We start from the raw sequence: 18,220 nt of genomic DNA, 5'->3' as shown, positions 1-18,220 counted from the left end.
CAATATGACGAGAAAGTCAAAGGTTACTATTCAAGACATCGCTGATGCCCTGGGAATTTCCAGAAACACTGCATCCAAGGCGCTTAATGGAGTAGAGAATATTCCTGCCGTAACGAGGGACAAGGTGATCAAAAAAGCAGTGGAGCTTAAATACAAACAATTTTCTTATATGGAAACAGCCTCTGAAAAACAGGGCAATATCGCACTTTTGACCTGTAATCTTCCCAATAGCTCACACTTTGGATCGCAGCTGATCAGCGGGCTGGAGAAGGAAATCAGCAACCAGGGCTATACTTTATCCATTTATTTTGTCCGTGAGAACGATATCAATACGATGACCCTACCCGGTAATTTCGAGCCTTCGAATGTGGCTGGCATCTTCTGCATCGAAATGTTCAGCAAGGAATACAGCAAGCTGATCACGGATCTTGGCATCCCAACCATTTTTATTGATTGTGCTGCAGATATGGTGTATCCGGAATTGAAGGCAGATCTGGTATTGATGGAAAATGAGCACAGCACATACTGTGTTACCCGGAAATTAATAGATCATGGCTACGAAAGCTTCGGTTTTGTAGGCGATTACAATCACTGCAAAAGCTTCAATGAACGCTGGACGGGATTCAATAAGGCCCTGGCAGAAGCCGGAATCACCTTGGACCCTGCCCATAGCATTGTAGCGCCGGACCGCAATTTCTTTATAGAGGAGAACTGGATGGAGCAGCAATTGGATGCCCTGAGGGAGTGCCCCTCCGTCTTTATTTGCGCCAATGATTTTATTGCCATCAGCGTGATAAAATCTTTGAAAAACAAGGGGATTAAAGTCCCGGAAGATGTTGCTGTCTGCGGGTTCGATGATGCTTCAGAATCCCGGGTAGTCGAGCCCCATCTGACTACCGTACATATTTACAGTAGTCAGATGGGTATTATTTCAGCCGAAATGTTATTATCCAGAATCAAAGATAATACCATGCCGTACCGAGTAACCCATGTTGCAACGGATATCGTATACCGGGACTCGACGCCTGTTTTAAACTAAATCTGCCAAGAGGTGAATCAAAGTGAAAAATGTCGGAACAGTTCTATGTGTGGGCGAGCTGCTCATTGATTTTTTCTGTACGGATATTGATGTCAATCTTGCCAAGGGTCAGCATTTCTCCAAGCAGGCCGGCGGTGCTCCGGCAAATGTGAGCGCAGCCGTAGCCAAGCTCGGAGGAAAAGCGTCATTCTTGGGAAAAGTCGGAGCCGATCCGTTCGGCATGTACCTGAAGCAAACTCTGGATGAGCAGCACGTGGATACATCCATGCTCCTTTTTGATCCGGCAACGCCGACTACACTGGCCTTTGTTTCCCTTGCCGCTAACGGCGAACGGGATTTCGTGTTCAACCGTGGAGCTGACCGTCAGTTGTCTCTGCAGGACATTGATAGGGAATGGACCCGACAGGCTGCCATTCTGCATTTTGGCTCGGCAACGGCCTTGCTCGCCGATCCTTTCCGGGAAGCGTATTTATCTTTATTGGACGAGGCGAAGGCCAATGGGCAATTCACCTCCTTTGATCCCAATTACCGGGGGGACCTCTGGAAAGACAGGCTGGAGGAATTTATCGCACTGTCCAGAAGAGGAATACACAATGCGGATTTGGTAAAGGTAAGCGAAGAGGAATTAAACATCATTACAGGGCTGGCTGACCGCAATGCTTCATTGGATCTTTTGCATGGGTTCGGAGCCAAGACGGTGGCAGTTACCTTGGGGAAAGAAGGAACCCTCATCTCAAGCGGTGTCTCCCGTTCGCTAATCGGCAGTATTGCTGTCAAATCAATCGACTCTACCGGTGCCGGCGATGCCTTCGTCGGAGCTATGCTGTATCAAATCAGTCAGCTGAGTCAGCCTAAGGCATTTACCACCAACCGGAAGCAGCAGCAGGAATTTGTAACACTTGCCAATCAAGTCGGCGCCATCGTGTGCACCAAAGTTGGAGCGATTGCAGCCTTGCCGTCGATGGAAGAAGTTAAGCGTTTCGTAGAGCAGGGTGAATCAAGGATTGAAGCGTAAGAACAGCAAAAGGTGTCCGACGATCCTAAGGTCGCTGGACACCTTTTTATGTAGAGATCCATTGCTGTTGTACAACGTTCAAACGGAAGGAATAACGGGAATTATTAAGTAAGAGTCGTATTCCTCCCCAGTATATATGGTGTGCGTTCCCTGATTAATATAGGGGCCACTTGACATTTCAGGAAATTCGGGGCGCTTTAAAAGTTCGACTCCGGTGATAAGCAATTCTAGTTGTTCCCCGGCATGCCATTTCATCCCCATTGGCCAGAATCCAATTTCTACAGGAATAATCTCTCCGGGTTTAAGTTTTTCTTGCGTTTTAAAGCTTTGTACTGGCTTTTCCAGTGTTGATTTCGTTGCATCAAGTTGGCGAAGAGATACTCTCATCCGCCCGCTAGCACCGGCATAATAACTGTCGTTAACCATTTTGATTGGGAGTTCCTTACCACTTGCATCTAGCTTCCTTACAAAAGCGAACACATCCATATCATTAGAATCTTCTGTGGATACCCATAAATGCAGCTTCATGTACCCAACAATTTCTATATCCTGTTCAAAGGATACCTTAAACGATACCCCTTTCTCATCAGCAGTATACTTTAATTGGGCCTTTTTCCCTGCAGTATCTTGGCTTAACGTGCCGAAACTGGCATCCAAGTATAGTTTCATTAATTGTTGTCGTTCTAGTGGGAAGTCCTCCTCCACCCGATTCAAAATATCTTGGTGACCTGGATTGAGCACAGCTAAACGGACCTTGGGGGTGTTGTTCCAGCCATTCTGCTCACCCTTGAGATAATAACCAAAGAATTTTCTTAGATCTTCGACATGTTGTGGATTGTAGTAATCGGGCCATTCGAAAGTGTTATGAATCCGAAGCCACTTTTCCTTAGATGATATTCGTTGCCAGCCCTCGAAGGTACCATAAGTGTGTAGAAGGTTCGTATAGCTAGCAACAATATAGGCAGGCACCTCTATGTTTTCCAAGGTTGGTGCTTTATCTTCCCAGTATTCATTCATTAGCGGATATTTCCGCATCATGGCAGGGATATCTTCATAACTTGTATTTCCGGTAAAGGAGCTAAAAATCGTTTCAGTAAAAGAGAAGTCGGGTACCCCGCCTTTGAAGCAGGTCTCCCTAAATATATCACAAGCGCCTTCCCAGGGGGCAATAGCCGAAAGATGAGGCGGACGGTAAGAAGCAACATTCCATTGTGAAATGGCTAGCCACGAATTTCCCGTTAATCCTACCTTACCATTGCTCCACTCACGTTCTGCAACCCACTCGATTACATCGTATTCATCCTCAGCCTCCTGTTTGCCCCAAGCATGAATGTTCCCTTCTGAGTTAAATACGCCACGTGGATCAGGATGAACGATGGCATATCCATGGTTTACCCAATATCCCGGATTAGGACCTTCAAATTTATTAAGACCATCTTCCTCTTCGGGAGCAACATCCATACGCCCCGGAAATAAATCGAGGGATAAGACACTGCCTCTCTTCCCATAAGGGCTCCATACGACAAGCGTCGGTACATTCTTTTCATCTACAGGACGAAATATATCAGTATAAATAGTCGTACCATCCCTTAATTTCACCGCAACATCACGTTCACAGAGAATATCGCATGGAATAGGCTGTCCATCTGTACGATGCACGGTTCCTTTCTTTATAATACTAGCGCTTGGTTCAAACCCGGGATATTCTGACTGTGAAACTGGTTTTGATTGCCGATATATAATTTCGACATTACTATTCTCTTTGTAAAACATTTCATAAACCTCCATTTATACGTGTGATTTCTTTTAGCATTACTAATTTTAATCTTAAAAATAGATGTATAAATTGAATGTGGTTTTGTAGAATTACTAATCATGAGCTCCTTTTCCACTGTCAATATATAGCGTATAAGGCGATGATTAATCTTTCGACCTTTTATTTACATTTTCAAGATAAGTATGATCTTCTAGACAAGCTCGGGAATCGCATAATAGATGAGTTTTCCAGTTGTATTGTTGATCAATCAGTGTTTTGAACAGGGAATGAATAATTCGTTTCGAATATAGAAATGGTTTACCGCTATATTATTTGTTTCATAGCTTTTAGAAAAATTAAGGCAACCGTCCCCTACAGAATTCTGAGGAACGGTTGCTAATTAATAGATTCTTTTTAGTTTTGTCTAGGTGACAATGGTATGACCATGTCGTCTGGTTTTATAGTTAAGATAGTGTAATTCCATTAACTTCTGTTTCTAAATTTCACCTTTGAATTTAAATATATAAACATCAAACTACAAACTTAGTTATCTTAGATATTGTTTCATAGTATCCTTCTAATACATCATTTATAATATCTTTTACACTCTTAATCTCGGTTATTAATGGTACTATTTGCCCCACCATAATAGCGCCCTTCTCTTTAACATCACCTTCGATCATTGCCCTTTTTAAAGAACTCTCAGAAACTTCTTTTAGTTTTTCTGCTGCCTCTTTTTTGCTGTAATTGTTTTCAATTTGAGTCATTTCCTCTGAAAGCTTGTTCTTCAATTGTCTGCATGGCTCATCAGTAGAATATCCTGTTATCACTGTCTCCATATCACCAGCTTTTAACATGGCATCTTTTACATTTGCATGTACTACTGTTTCATCTGCGCACATAAATATGGTTCCCATTTCAATACCATCAGCACCAAGGGCAATAGCAGCTGCCATTCCTCTTCCATCTGCAATTCCACCAGACGCTACAACAGGTATAGATAAGCAGTCTGCTGCTTGTGGAACAAGAACCGTTGTTGCTTCATAGGTAGTATGTCCGCCACCTTCCCAACCTTTTACAATAACTGCATCTGCACCGGCTTTCTCCGCAGTAATTGCATCTTGAATTGTACTTGCTTTTACGATTACTTTTATTCCTAATTCATGCCATATAGAAAAGTATTTTTGGGATAACTCTAGATCAAGGTCCAATAGTGTATCAGCATAAATCACTGGCGGTTTTTCCTCTGATGCAACTTTTGTTACATGATCTAATAATTCAGAAGTCATAATTACATTGATACCAAAGGGTTTACTCGTCATATTTCTTGTAGCAATAATCTGTTCCTTTATAAAATCTAAAGGAGCAAATCCCACTCCTAATACACCAAGACCTCCACTTTCAGAAACCGCTGCAACTAATGGTGCTGTTGAAACCCAAGCCATAGGTCCTTGGATAATTGGTTTTTCAATCCCCAAAACTTCACATAACCGATTGTTAGACATAAAAAATTCTCCTTTTTCATACTTATGTTTTCTTTTATGGGGTTAGAATGTCGATAGTAGCTTGTAATTAGAATTGATACATACAAAAAAACTCAATGTCAGTCGTTAAATAAGGTATCAGTCTTGCCCCAACACTCCAACCGTTTTATGATTTTAAACAAATATTTGTTTATATTAAGATTATAATAAAGAAAAAAGATCCAGAATATCAGTAAGTTTCCCCCTAACTGTTGCTTAAACAACAGTTTTGATAGCTTGTGTTGTTTTTTAAAAAAATCAAATTAATACTATGTAAAGTTATGAATTGGAGAGTGACATATATTGAATGAGATAACGGATTTACGTGTTGTGAAAACACTTGAAAATATAAAACATGGGTTTGCTAAATGCATTAGTCAAAAAACCTTTTCATCTATTTCCATAAAAGATATTACTACAGCGGCAAGAATTAATCGTTCTACATTCTACAAATATTATGAGAATAAATACCAACTAAGAGAATCACTAGTCAAATCAACATTAGAAGAACTTTCAAATAATATCAATCTAGCATCTTTTAATTTTGAGAAGAATAGAATGAATGAATCTTTGGATGCTTTAAGAAAACAACTCCAATTTATGTATGATAATAAAGATTGGTACCTTATATTGTGGAATAAAAATATTGAGTTATATATCTTTGAAGATATGGCACACACATTTGAAAGGAGAACCAGGGAATGTCTTCGTAAAAATAGCAATGGAACAGAAATTACGAAGAAGGAACTTTCAGAAAAGCAGGAGTTATTAACTCGCTTGTTTGCATCATCTGCAATGACAACGGTTAAATGGTGGTTTGAATATTCGCCCAATATGACTCCAAAGGATGTAGCAAATATTATTATGGATAATATCAAATTTGGAATGCATCATACTTTTTTTCAAGTTCCATGAACTGTTAATAATCGTTAGCCGAACTTCCTCGCTTTCTACATAACAAAAATTGACATTTTACATGAAAATAAGTAATATAATTAGAAACATTTATACTGTAAAAGAGGCTTTTCTCATTCCCATCTATTCAAATTCCTGATCCTACCTAATTTAAGGAGTGAAAATGCTATGTGCGCACGAACGCTAAAAGCGAGTACAAGGAATGTAATCGGTAACTATTGCAAATGGATCGCAGTTGGTATGATTTTAACTTTCACGGGATGCCCGCTTGCATCCGCCGCTCCTTCACCCTCATCCTCAAGTAAAACTAGTGAACCCGCCTCCTCCCTAGTTACATTTCAATTGCAAGAGGCTACGATTGCTCAAATGCAGGAAGCGATGAAGTCAGGCGCACTGTCAAGTGTCGAGCTCACCGCCCTGTACCTTAACCGTGTATATGCCTATGATTCTAGTGGCATTCGGCTGAATTCCATCCCTGTTCTGAACCCCGATGTACTAAAAGAAGCCGCTCAGGCTGATCAACTAAGGGCACAGGGTATTAAAACCGGGCCTCTGCAAGGCATCCCCTACACGGTTAAAGACAGCTACAAGGTTAAGGGACTCACTGTCGCTTCTGGATCTCCGGCTTTCAAAAACCTGATGGCAAAGGACGATGCCTTTACAGTAGAGAAGATACGCAAATCCGGTGGGGTGCTAATTGGTAAAACCAACATGCCGCCAATGGCAGCAGGGGGAATGCAAAGAGGCATTTATGGCCGTGCTGAAAGTCCGTACAATCCAGATTATTTGGCTGCAGCCTGGTACTCTGGCTCCTCTAACGGATCTGGCGTATCAACAGCCGCCAACCTCGCTGCCTTCGGTATGGGGGAAGAAACGGTATCCTCTGGAAGATCACCAGCATCTAACAATGGTTTAATTGCCTATACGCCATCGCGGGGCCTAATCTCCATTCGAGGGAATTGGCCGCTCTTCCCTATACGGGATGTCGTTGTCCCACATACGAGGACTGTTGAGGACATGCTCCGCTTGCTTGACGTGATCGTTGTAGAGGATAAGATCACCAAGGGCGATTTCTGGCGAGAACAGAAAGCCGTTCGGCTCCCTTCTGTCAATAGTGTCCGTCCCAAATCCTATTTAGAGCTGCGAGACATTCAAGCTTTGAAAGGCAAACGCATTGGCGTTCCGAAAATCTATATCGGTAAGGACCATGAAACCTCAACTCCGATCAAATTCAGACCTTCGATACAGGCATTATGGGAAAAAGCTGTAAAGGATTTCACTGCTCTTGGAGCAGAGGTTGTGGAAGTTGACTTCCCCTTGCAGGCGAACAGCGAGAAGGACCGGGCAACAGCGAAAACACCTGAAGAACGTGGTTTGATGCCGGCAAAGTGGGTTGAAAAGGAATTCGGGCTGCTTAATCCTTATGCAGCTGAGGAATTCCTTAAAAGTGTGGGCGATCCGAATTTCCCGTCATGGGCTAATATCGACCCTGCAACCGTCTTCCCGAATCCGCCCGGTTCGGTAGATGCCAAACGTGGCAGAGACCTTGGCCACTATGACGTATTCATTGAAACCATAAAGAAAGGCGTCACCCCTTACGAACAAATTCCTCAGTTTCATGAAGGGCTACGGGGGCTTGAAAATGTACGAAAGATTGATTTTGAAAATTGGATGAAGCAAAACAACCTTGATTTTATTGCATTCCCGGCAAATTCGAATATCGGCAAAGCTGACTCCGATGTGAATGAAACGTCCTATGAGGAGGCTTGGGAGAATGGCAACTATTTCTCCAATACGAACTTCATTCTACGCGAGTACGGGATCCCAAGTGTGTCTGTGAGTATGGGCGCTATGAAGGATACCGGTATGCCCGTTAATCTGACGATGGCAGGTGCCGCATACAGCGATAATGACCTGCTTCGTTACGCTTATTCCTATGAGCAGGCGACCAAAAACCGTCCTATTGCAGCACGCACGCCAGCGCTTGAGGATGAAACCTTTTCCTATAATCCGCAAACTGCTCTCCCACCCTCTAAACGCAAGGAAACAGGAGCCCCTGCACTTAAGTTGAGTGCTTCGATCAAGGACGATGTTCTCTCTTTGGAAGGTTCAGTCACAGATCAAAGCGATATTGCGCAGCTTAAAGTTTATGTCAATGGCATTCGTGTTGTTATTACAGAAGATAAATCCAATTGGTCAGCAACGCTTCCAACTACTAAATACAAACAGGGTGGTGCCTCCCAAGCCGATACGCTGCATATTCTCGTGCTGGCCAAGGATATTTACGGAAATACCTCTGCTCAAGTCAAGTCTGTCACTTTATCCCAATGACAAAGGACATCATAGAACTCACTATAATTGTGGGTTCCCTGACCGTGAGGTTCTCATTAGGGAAGCTATCGCTGCAGCTGGTCTGAGCGACGGGATAGTTGAGCTTGGCGGGCTGGAGGTTGGTCAGATGAAGCTGTAACTTCCAGCTCTTTAAATTCTAATGCAACTTGGCATGCTGTAGCCTTGCTGTCTTGTTCATCGAACTATCGTTTCTCGATAGCTCAATCACTATTTGGATATTTTTAATCAAAAAGAATATTCATGTATTAGTGACTAACTTCATACAGCCTTGCATTTACCGCAAATATCGTAGGAAATACGCTTCTATCTCAAGAAAAGGGGCGTAACGACAGATTAACGATTAACGGCCGCATCCAATCTCATAATCAGGGAAATAAAGGAGTGACCCAATGTATCATGCAGTTTTTTTCTGATGATAGGCATTCGCTACGAAGCTTACCCATATCCCGATAAAACAAAATAACAGGTTGTCCATCCCCATACTCCAGCTCTGTTTCATGGCGTATCCTTCGTAGGCTTGGAAGATGAGCGGCATCAAAGACACCACGGGAATAATCCAAAATGTCTGCCTGGTCAATAAATAACCCATCATAAGACTGGGAAGCAAGTAATCGGCTTGGACATGAGTTCGGGATGGATAACCAAATTCACATAATATGACCCGCCGAGTAAAATCTCAGCAATACAAAACCACGTTTTGTTCATCTGCCATTGCGGAAACCAAAAAAACATAGGAACAAGAAAGGCTGCCGACAGCCAGATGACCTCCCATTGAACTTGGCCCAAATCTCTAGGTACAGTCAAGATTTGAAAGACCAGTAACAGATAATGATAAGAACATTTTCCACACCCAGCATACGAAATTTAATGAGCTGTCTCCCGCCACAAGAAAATTTTAAGACATTTTGAAACGAAAATATAGGCCTGTTTTGTACGGGAAAATAGGCTTCCAATCCTTCCTATGCAGCTTTGTTGATGGCTCTCCTTATTAAATCAATAGTCCGACTGAGTTTATTAATGATGACATAGCATTGGCTACTGGCCAAGGAAACTGATTAATTCATAGACTTTACTATCATCTAACTCCGAACGCCATCAAAGTTTTGCCTGGATTATATTTTTTCTTGGCTGAAACTCGCGAGGAAGCGCATGAATTACATAAGTCAGCACATGCGCATTTGAGTATGGAGCGCAGACATGCACTGCTCAAGTCAGTGCTTAGCCTTGATTTAAGCAGCTTTGCTTTGGATCATCGCGTAACTGCCGATATGCTTCCCGATCCGAATCAGCCAGTCCGCAGCCGGACACATGCTGAGCTTTTGCGCCAGTATATTATAAACCATCAGCCTACAGTGGAAGATGTGTTGGCAAGGCCCGAGGTCGTCGGATCTGCTCATTGGGTTTCCGTTGGAACGGTTGAGGACGTATTGAACGATATTATTGAGCGGTTTGAGGCTGGGGCTATTGACCGATTTATAGCTCTTCCGGGCGGTTCAGAAGCGAATATGCAGGTTCGACTCTGAGGGCACATTTGGGTATTTAACACCTGATACTGTCGAGGGACAAGAACTTGTACCTATTGCCGTAAAGGACAAGAGATTTAGATCGGATCAGCTATGTATAAATCATTGTGTTGTTTTGAGAATAATATTATTATGCTTCAATGAACAACATAGAATCGCAGCAAGGGAAACCGTCGAATAGTAATTAAAGAGTCCATCAAAGGATCAAACCCAGAATACATTCCATAACCGTTAATCTTCCTTTCATAACTCCTAAAGGCTCCTGATTATTGTTACACATTAAATAATGTGTTTTTTCGATCATCAAATAAATAAGTTCTTAAAGTACACCCCCAAAATTAAAATCATTTGATTTTTTTGGGGTGCTTTGTGTCATAATTGCTTTCGACGTGGTGGTCTGCGTCATTGAACTAACACCTCCATTACTGCAATAGATTTACTGCCAATTACCCAACTAAGATGGGTAGATAAAAGGACGAACAGGGTAACCGCCCTTTTATCCATGACAGGTTGCATTTAATGCTGTCCATTATGACAGAGGCTATTACTTGACGTATTCAGCCATTACAATATTTCGATATACCCTTCTGTTCCATGCACGCGAATTCGTTGCCCATCTTTTATCAGTTTGGTAGCATTCTCCACTCCGACAACTGCTGGTAAGCCATATTCACGTGCGATAACGGCTCCATGGGTCATCAGTCCACCAACTTCGGTGACTAGGCCTTTTATGGATACAAACAATGTTGTCCAGCTAGGGTCAGTAAAGGAGGTGACTAAGATATCTCCATCTTCCAGATCAGCATCTTCCATGTTTAAGATGACACGTGCTCGTCCCTCTATAACTCCGGAAGAAACAGGTAGACCTACAATAGCTTCGACTGGGAGATTTTCTCGTTTGTACTCACCTGTAATGATTTCACCATCTGACGTGATAACACGTGGTGGAGTTAGTTTTTCATAAAACTTGTATTCGTCTTTTCGTTTGCTGATGATCTGGTAATCCAGTTTATTTGTGCGTACGACTTCGCGAAGTTCTTCAAAAGTGAGATAGTATATATCTTCTTTTTCATGAATAATGTCCGCTTGTACGAGTTGTCCAGCTTCTTTCAGTAAAGCCTGCTTATAAACAAAGTAGCGATTAATCATGCCGTATTTTGGATATTCCCGATAACCGCTGAAATTCCGGATTAAGTCGATCATTCGTTTGGTTTCTTTGGTTTTTTGTTCACCATCCGGTAATTGCTTCAATCTATCTAATAATTCTTGTTCTTTTTTCATGGCTTCCTGTCGCCCTTGCTCAAATTTCCGATGGCTGGCATTAGGCTCAAAGTTTTTGATATTACTGAGAATCATGGGGACCAGTGTAGTTAGCTTTTCACTCCAGCGGGTTTTAGTAAGATCGATTTCTCCGCTGCATCGCATTCCGTATTTATTGAGATAAGCATAGATAGCGTCTTGAGTTTCCTGTCCACCATCAAACTTAACCAGTTCATCCAAAAAGTTACCATCTTTTACATGTTGTAAATAATCAATCACTTCTGGATAAGGACGAATCACATCTGCGACATCCAATAGCGCCAGACCCATTTCCGAAGTAATATTGTTTGGTACAGATTGAGAAAGCGTGTCTGCTACGTTTTTTTCACCTAACCACATGTTCATCTTTTCATTGATCCATGTTGAAGCATCCATAGCAGCCATAGTCACACCCAAACTCTGAGGGTCAAATAAAATCTTCTTTAATTGCTGGATATCCTCTAGAATAAAATCAAATAAATCTGATCCTGATTTCGTTTGGATGTTTTGTTTTAACTCTGCTATCGATGTTTGACTACTCTTAATCAAATCAGAAACGATTGTCGGATTGTTTTCGGTTTGTGCTTGAAAACCCGCAGACGGCAACCCTTTATTGCTTTTACTGGGACTCAGTTCTTTTTTGTTATGTGGTAACGTCTTTATAAAATCTCCTCGCTCTATTATGGTCATAAGTGCGTCTTTTATGAGCGGATCGGATTTCCCCAAGGAATCTATTACCATTTTTCTGCTGACAGGCGAAGCCAGATTTTGTGTAACATCAACAAACAACCTCCCGCCAGCTTTTCGCATGGGTGCTGGGGTCGTTAACAGGTAAAAAGACAATCCTAGTGGTTTCATGGGATCCGTCATCATTTGTTGGTGACCGACAGATACGTAAACGTGATTTTCTTGATCTTTCGCTTCAGGGATCGGGTATAAAGTCGTGATTGGACGACTCTGGACAATATAAAAAGTATCATCAACCAAACACCATTCGATATCTTGTAGGCAACCAAAATAAGCTTCGATCTGTCTTCCGATGCGTGCCAGTTGTAAAATTTGTTGTTCAGTAAGTGTTTGAGTCTTTTGCTGATCAGGATCGATCTGTTGTGTCTCTGTTCCGCCCTCTTTCCGTCCATAGATAGCCAATTTTTTGGTTGCTATCCTCTTATCGACGATTTCCCCTTCCTGTACTTTATAACAATCGGCAGATACCAAGCCAGAGACCAGTGCTTCTCCAAGTCCAAAACTGGCATCGATTGATAGCAGCTTCCGGTTGGATGTAATCGGATCAGCGGTAAATAAAATTCCTGAAGCCTGTGGGAAAACCATCCTTTGAACGATAACGGATAAATAAACTTGACTGTGGTCAAATCCATTTTGCATACGGTAGATAACCGCGCGATCCGTAAATAGGGAAGCCCAACATTTGCTGATATGCTGCAAGATTGCTTCTTTGCCGATGATATTTAAATAGGTGTCTTGTTGACCAGCAAAAGAGGCATGTGGCAAATCTTCAGCAGTCGCACTTGAACGCACTGCATAAGCATGTTCCTCGCCAAACTGGGAGAGATAGTGAGTAACTGCTTTCACAACATCGGAAGAAATTTCCACTTTCATAATGATTTGTCGAATCTTCCTACTGATTTCACCAATTTGATCTCGATCTTCTACTTTTAGTATTGTTAGTCGATCCAACAAAGCATGATATGTTTCGTTTTGTTCAATGGCTTTTTGATAACCCACTGTTGTAATACAAAAACCTTCTGGTACTTGTACTCCTTCAATTTTTGATAACTCCCCTAAATTTAACCCTTTTCCGCCAACGAGAAAAAGCTGCGTTTTTTCCATTTCTTGAAAACCGAGAACCAAAGAACTCATTCAGCATTTCTCCTAACCATTAAATTGAGAAAAATCATTTGACAAGAGTTTACCGGCATGGTAAAGTTGAAATATAAGATGTATTAATTATGTCCATGAAAATTATAAAAGTCGTAATCCGATTATATCATCGTGTCTGTTTTATATGCAATATAAAAGAACCTGATAAAACTATCCAGGTTCTTTTTTGGTTTCCTGCTATCATTAGTCACATCAAAAACCATGGTTCGAGCCGAACTCAGTCACTGCATAGTTCCCTAGCGGTCCTATGCAACCTAAGGAAATCCTGAAGTTGCGTCGGGTTCTTATTGAGCTAACCTGCCCGTTAGTTCAGCGAACGAAGCGCGGCTACCTCACTGAATTTTTCTCCTACAGTTCTTCATTTATTGGAACTTTTCAAACTCATCCTGAGCACCTACGATTTCTTATATCTCCATTTTCACTTCATAAAAATCCGTCGGGAATGAGATAATGTTCTTATCACCCGACAACTCTTGGACTTCGGGAAACAAGCAGGATATCGGCCTACTGGATGCTCCTGCTTGGTCACGAGTCCGCTGCTCTTTCGCGAGTTTCTTATAACATTATAAAGACACTAAAAAAGTGTCCCCTTACGGAGGCACCACAACTAAGCCCGAAATACTCGGATCTTTGTTTTTCCGATGGCATAATAAATTTATTGAACCATCCTTAGCAGTCTTATAGTCATTAATCCTATTTCCAATGCTTCTAGTAAATATCATATTATTGTTATAGCATAACAGCGACGTTAACTTTAATGGTTTTCTAAAACCTTAGAGTACAAGATTCTGGCTAACCTGATAATACGAAAAGCCGCCATCGTGGCGACTTCTATGCGATATACCAGATAAAGAAATCTCCATCGATGGTTACAGTGCTTTCAGCTCCTTTTACTGTCAAAACCTGCGAGTACATAAAATCGGGTTTGGATGCGAAGTAACGTTTACATTCTTCCAAGGGTATCGCTCGGATTGGCGGCTTAGAAATTTAATTTTTTACATATTCCTCAACATGCTTTTGAATCAGTTTTTATTCAGTAGTTGGATTATAAAGTACGAACATCGCTATCCTCTGAGATGCGAATGAAATGCTATAGTTAGCGTCGTCCATTTGCACTGACTTATTATAGAATTCAATACGTTACTGAAGCTTATCTAGCAATTCATTCATAATGCGTTGTCTGCCTAAAGGTGTCCAGCTCATCACGAACCAATTGGGAATACGCTGTACTTTTTCATGCCTCACCGCCGGAATCTGTGGCCACACGGACGTTCTCGTCAACTCGTGATAGAGTTTTTCGCTGCCAGCAAGAACATGATGTTGATGGATAAAAAGATGCTCTGTCTCCAATACAGGCATAGATTTCGGTTGCAGCTCCATTCGCCACAGTTCTGCAGGAGCCTGGTTGCCTGGGCGCAGGCCGAGTTCCCCGTATACCAGCTCATTCAGCGGGTGGTTTACCCTCCCCTGAATTCCAATCGTCCGGTGGCTGACTTGCATAATAGTGATGCGCTCCTGGCCCAAAACACGGCGCAGCGTCTGTCCTGTTGTCTCAATCTGCACATCCAGACGTGTCAGCATCTCAGAGGCCTCCCGTTCCCGGTTGACCAACTCAACAATTTTCTCGAAGTTACGTTTCCAGTCCCATACAGAGAAATCCAGAAATACTGGTGCAGCCGTTTGTTTGAACTGCTCCCTGAACTCTGTGTGGTAATGGTCGGCAATGATCATATCTGGATTGGACTGCTCCAATTCCAGCAGCTGGCTATGCAATCGTTCTGCATACTGTTCATTGCTCTGACCTGGATACTGGAAGAGATCCACCACACAGACAGGCTCTATTCCAACCGATTTCAGATGGTCGTCGAATCCCAGCGAGGAAGCTACAGCAACCTTTAATCTGCCCCGCTTCATATATAATGTTGGTGACACTCCCACCATGCGCTGAAACATGCGACTGAAATAAAATTCACTACGAAAACCGACCGCAGCCGCCACTTCCTTCACCCGACTGTTCTTCACATTAAGCATCTGCTTCGCCCGGGTCATACGCACATTGCTCAGATACTCGACTGGGGGCAATCCTGTTTCGTTTCGGAACAAACGTGAAAAAGCAACCCGCGGCATACCACCTGCTGCTTTAGCCAGCTGTTCAATGCTTACTTTGTCCGTATAGTGCTGCTCCATATAAAGGATGCTCCGTTCAACCCGTTCATCCATTAAAGTAGCAAGCTGTTCCGGTTCATTCTGCACGATATCTTGGATCAATTCCTCCAACTGAATCCTCTGCCCCAAGGAATCCCGGCTTCGTTCCTGCCTGCTGTGTTGATACAGCTGAACGATCTGCTGAAGGATCTGTTGAGGGTGATGCACTGCAATATACCCTGGCGAGAGTGCACCGGATAATGATAAGGAAGGTATGGCATCATATCTTCCTTTGGTCTTCGTAAGCCTGATTGGTTCAAACCAAATTCCATAATATTCATACGTACTGCCTTGTTCAGGGAATTCCACGATCATACCTGGTACGAGCAAGTATAACTGAAGGGGACGAACCTTCTGTAGTGTACCATCAAGCACAATAACACCTTCGCCCTCTGTAATGAAGCATAATATGAATACAGAAACCCGAACATGTTTGGCTTTTCGGGTCATTGGAAACTTCCTTTTACGTACTGAAGATAAAAGATAGATTAGATTGGCTTCGTTCACATAGGACGGCATTAAAAGATGCACCAGCCTTTCTTACATTCTGAATCCTTTTCTTCATTATATAGCTCTGCGCCGTAACAGCAAATAGATCATATAAGGTGCTCCGATGAAAGCAGTAATTAATCCGGCTGGAATCTCATACGGAGCGAACAATTTTCGTCCTGCGAGATCTGCAAGCATTACGATCAGCCCGCCCAGCAACGCTGCTACCGGCAAGCGGATCAAACTACGGCTGCCTACCATATGCTTCGCCATGTGTGGTGCCATTAATCCAACAAATCCAATGGTTCCTGCCATCGACACCGCAGATCCGGCCAGTCCTACACTTATTAGAATGAATAGAACTCGCATCATTTCCACCCGAAGACCCAACCCTGCGGCCGACTGCACATCCAGCAGAAACATATCCAGAACTCTGCACATCCATATTAATAGAAGTAACAGAATGAGTAACCAGGGTAACAAAGGCCAGAAGTGTTCCCACGTTCGTCCATATAGACTGCCTGCCATCCACACAGAGGCCTGGGAGACCCGAAATATTTTGCCCACGGTCAGCAAATAAGTGATTAACGCACCCGCCATCGCGGATATGCCTACACCAATTAGCAGCATGCGAACAGTAGAACTCGCCTCTCCTTTTCTCCATGACAATCCGTAGATTACAGCGGCAGCAAGAAAGGCTCCAGTGAAGGCGATCCAAGGCATATCACGCATCGGAAAAGAAGGAACCAGTACCATGATGGCAACTACCGCCGCTGCTGCACCCGAATTCAGTCCGATAACTCCCGGTGAAGCGAGCGGGTTCCTCGTAATCACCTGCAAGATCGTTCCCGCCATTGCGAGACTGCACCCAACCAGGAAACCAGTGAGCACCCGGGGGAGTCTTAACTGATGAATAGTGAAGTGATATTCCTGATCTCCCCTACCCATCAAGCTCCGCAATACTTCTCCCGAAGGGATAGAACGATCTCCTAAAATAACATTAAGAACAAGTGTTCCTGCATTCAACAGAATCAGAATCAGAATGATTGCGATTGCGCGTCGCTTTATAATAGAAGAAATCACATCGATCTTTCCTTTCTTTGGGCTAGATAAATGAGGAAAGGAGCACCGAAGAAGGCTGTGACCACTCCAACGGGAATTTCCTGCCCAGGCAGTACAAATCGCGCCCCAATATCAGCCGTGAGCAGCAACAACGCCCCCAGAACAGCGGAGTAAGGCATTACCCAACGATAGTTACTGCCCGTTATCAGCCTTGCAATGTGTGGAACGGCCAACCCAACAAATCCAATCGGTCCTGCAAGTGCCACTGCACTTCCAGCCAGCAGAACAATGGCGATAATACAGATCATTCTGATCATCATCATCTGCTGCCCCAATCCTTGGGCAACTTCATCTCCCAGACCCAAAATGTTCAACTGGCTGCTTAGTGCAAACGCACAGATCATTCCAATGATCAGATAAGGCAGTACCTGAATGAATAGATCCAGACCCCTGCCTGTCAACGAACCTGCCAACCAAAATCGCATCGTATCCAGGGATTGCTCATTCAGTATGAGAATACCCTGGGTCAATGAAGCAAAAAGTAAATTCAACGTAGCTCCCGCCAGTACCAGCTTTACTGAAGTTAAGGGTTGTCTGCCCGTGGAACTGAGAAGGAATACCAGTATTCCTGCAACCGCTGCTCCCAACAGAGCAGACCATGCAAATAATTGCAGGGATGTGGTTCCCAGCCAAAAGGAAGCAAGTACCGCGGTAAGTGCTGCGCCATAATTGATACCGAACAGTTCAGGTCCTGCCAGGGCGTTGCGGCTGATCGCCTGCATTAAACATCCAGCTACAGCCAGTGAGCTGCCAACCCCTGCAGCGATAATTGCTCTTGGCAGCCTAACGGTTCGAATGATTAGGTGTTCACGGGAACCATCGAACGAATAGAATGCATCAACGACAGCACGCAATGGAATCTGTACGATGCCGAACATGATGCTGAATAGAAACGTGAGAAGTGTTAACAAGATTATAGTCGCTAAACCAGTGAATTTAATACCGGTGTTCGTGTTCATTGTTCGGCCTCCACCCTGCTTGTTGCTTGATTATGTAGTTATAAAAAAACGGATACGTAAATTTTTTCCCTCTATTATAATAGGAGATGAGTATAATGAGAGACGAGCAGTATGCAGAAAA

At 43.1% G+C, this 18,220-nt stretch carries 11 protein-coding genes; 5 read left to right on the top strand and 6 right to left on the bottom strand.

Annotation, left to right across the window (positions count from 1 at the left end; genetic code table 11):
* Positions 1-4: 4 nt before the first annotated feature.
* Both QMK20_RS12915 and QMK20_RS12910 read left to right on the top strand, forming a co-directional pair.
* Positions 5-1,039 (top strand): LacI family DNA-binding transcriptional regulator, encoded by a 1,035-nt coding sequence (locus tag QMK20_RS12915; RefSeq protein WP_283656033.1) that lies wholly within the window; start codon positions 5-7, stop codon positions 1,037-1,039.
* 22 nt (positions 1,040-1,061) lie between these two features.
* Entirely contained in the window at positions 1,062-2,054 is a 993-nt protein-coding gene (locus tag QMK20_RS12910) for a carbohydrate kinase family protein (RefSeq protein ID WP_283656032.1), read from the top strand.
* A 78-nt stretch (positions 2,055-2,132) separates the two neighbouring features.
* Here the strand turns inward: QMK20_RS12910 and QMK20_RS12905 are convergent, their stop codons facing one another.
* Both QMK20_RS12905 and QMK20_RS12900 read right to left on the bottom strand, forming a co-directional pair.
* On the bottom strand, positions 2,133-3,827 hold the full coding sequence (locus QMK20_RS12905; protein ID WP_283656031.1) for a CocE/NonD family hydrolase: 1,695 nt from the start codon (positions 3,825-3,827) through the stop codon (positions 2,133-2,135).
* 513 nt (positions 3,828-4,340) lie between these two features.
* Positions 4,341-5,315, bottom strand: coding sequence for a nitronate monooxygenase (locus tag QMK20_RS12900; RefSeq protein WP_283656030.1), 975 nt, complete (start codon positions 5,313-5,315; stop codon positions 4,341-4,343).
* Positions 5,316-5,636: 321 nt separating this feature from the next.
* Here QMK20_RS12900 and QMK20_RS12895 point away from each other — a divergent pair, with 321 nt between their 5' ends.
* The 3 genes from QMK20_RS12895 (at position 5,637) to QMK20_RS12885 (ending at position 10,123) form a co-directional block, all read left to right on the top strand.
* On the top strand, positions 5,637-6,248 hold the full coding sequence (locus QMK20_RS12895; RefSeq protein ID WP_283656029.1) for a TetR family transcriptional regulator: 612 nt from the start codon (positions 5,637-5,639) through the stop codon (positions 6,246-6,248).
* Between the two features lie 168 nt (positions 6,249-6,416).
* A complete protein-coding gene (locus QMK20_RS12890) occupies positions 6,417-8,579 on the top strand; it encodes an amidase (RefSeq protein WP_283656028.1) in 2,163 nt (720 codons plus the stop codon).
* A gap of 1,145 nt (positions 8,580-9,724) precedes the next feature.
* Complete coding sequence (locus QMK20_RS12885; RefSeq protein ID WP_404580080.1) at positions 9,725-10,123, top strand: hypothetical protein; 399 nt, start codon at positions 9,725-9,727, stop codon at positions 10,121-10,123.
* Between the two features lie 564 nt (positions 10,124-10,687).
* Here QMK20_RS12885 and ppsA read toward each other — a convergent pair.
* The 4 genes from ppsA to QMK20_RS12865 all read right to left on the bottom strand — a co-directional run bounded on the left by ppsA (position 10,688) and on the right by QMK20_RS12865 (position 18,099).
* Positions 10,688-13,303: a phosphoenolpyruvate synthase gene (ppsA, locus tag QMK20_RS12880; RefSeq protein ID WP_283656027.1), complete on the bottom strand. Its 2,616-nt coding sequence runs from the start codon at positions 13,301-13,303 to the stop codon at positions 10,688-10,690.
* A 1,161-nt stretch (positions 13,304-14,464) separates the two neighbouring features.
* Positions 14,465-15,979: a helix-turn-helix domain-containing protein gene (locus tag QMK20_RS12875; protein WP_283656026.1), complete on the bottom strand. Its 1,515-nt coding sequence runs from the start codon at positions 15,977-15,979 to the stop codon at positions 14,465-14,467.
* 114 nt (positions 15,980-16,093) lie between these two features.
* Entirely contained in the window at positions 16,094-17,101 is a 1,008-nt protein-coding gene (locus QMK20_RS12870; RefSeq protein ID WP_283656025.1) for a FecCD family ABC transporter permease, read from the bottom strand.
* A complete protein-coding gene (locus QMK20_RS12865) occupies positions 17,098-18,099 on the bottom strand; it encodes a FecCD family ABC transporter permease (RefSeq protein WP_283656024.1) in 1,002 nt (333 codons plus the stop codon). Before QMK20_RS12865 ends, QMK20_RS12870 begins: the two co-directional genes overlap by 4 nt.
* Between the last annotated feature and the right edge of the window lie 121 nt (positions 18,100-18,220).

This window comes from Paenibacillus sp. RC334, from assembly GCF_030034735.1.
Lineage (GTDB): Bacteria > Bacillota > Bacilli > Paenibacillales > Paenibacillaceae > Paenibacillus > Paenibacillus terrae_A.
This window is presented reverse-complemented; position numbering and strand designations above follow the sequence as displayed.

What these genes read in the sequence shown, in the direction of transcription:
- QMK20_RS12915 (WP_283656033.1), top strand. Translation starts at nt 5, where the DNA reads ATGACGAGAAAGTCAAAGGTTACTATTCAAGACATCGCTGATGCCCTG.
- QMK20_RS12905 (WP_283656031.1), bottom strand. Translation starts at nt 3,827, where the DNA reads ATGTTTTACAAAGAGAATAGTAATGTCGAAATTATATATCGGCAATCA.
- QMK20_RS12900 (WP_283656030.1), bottom strand. Translation starts at nt 5,315, where the DNA reads ATGTCTAACAATCGGTTATGTGAAGTTTTGGGGATTGAAAAACCAATT.
- QMK20_RS12890 (WP_283656028.1), top strand. Translation starts at nt 6,417, where the DNA reads ATGTGCGCACGAACGCTAAAAGCGAGTACAAGGAATGTAATCGGTAAC.
- ppsA (WP_283656027.1), bottom strand. Translation starts at nt 13,303, where the DNA reads ATGAGTTCTTTGGTTCTCGGTTTTCAAGAAATGGAAAAAACGCAGCTT.
- QMK20_RS12875 (WP_283656026.1), bottom strand. Translation starts at nt 15,979, where the DNA reads ATGACCCGAAAAGCCAAACATGTTCGGGTTTCTGTATTCATATTATGC.
- QMK20_RS12865 (WP_283656024.1), bottom strand. Translation starts at nt 18,099, where the DNA reads ATGAACACGAACACCGGTATTAAATTCACTGGTTTAGCGACTATAATC.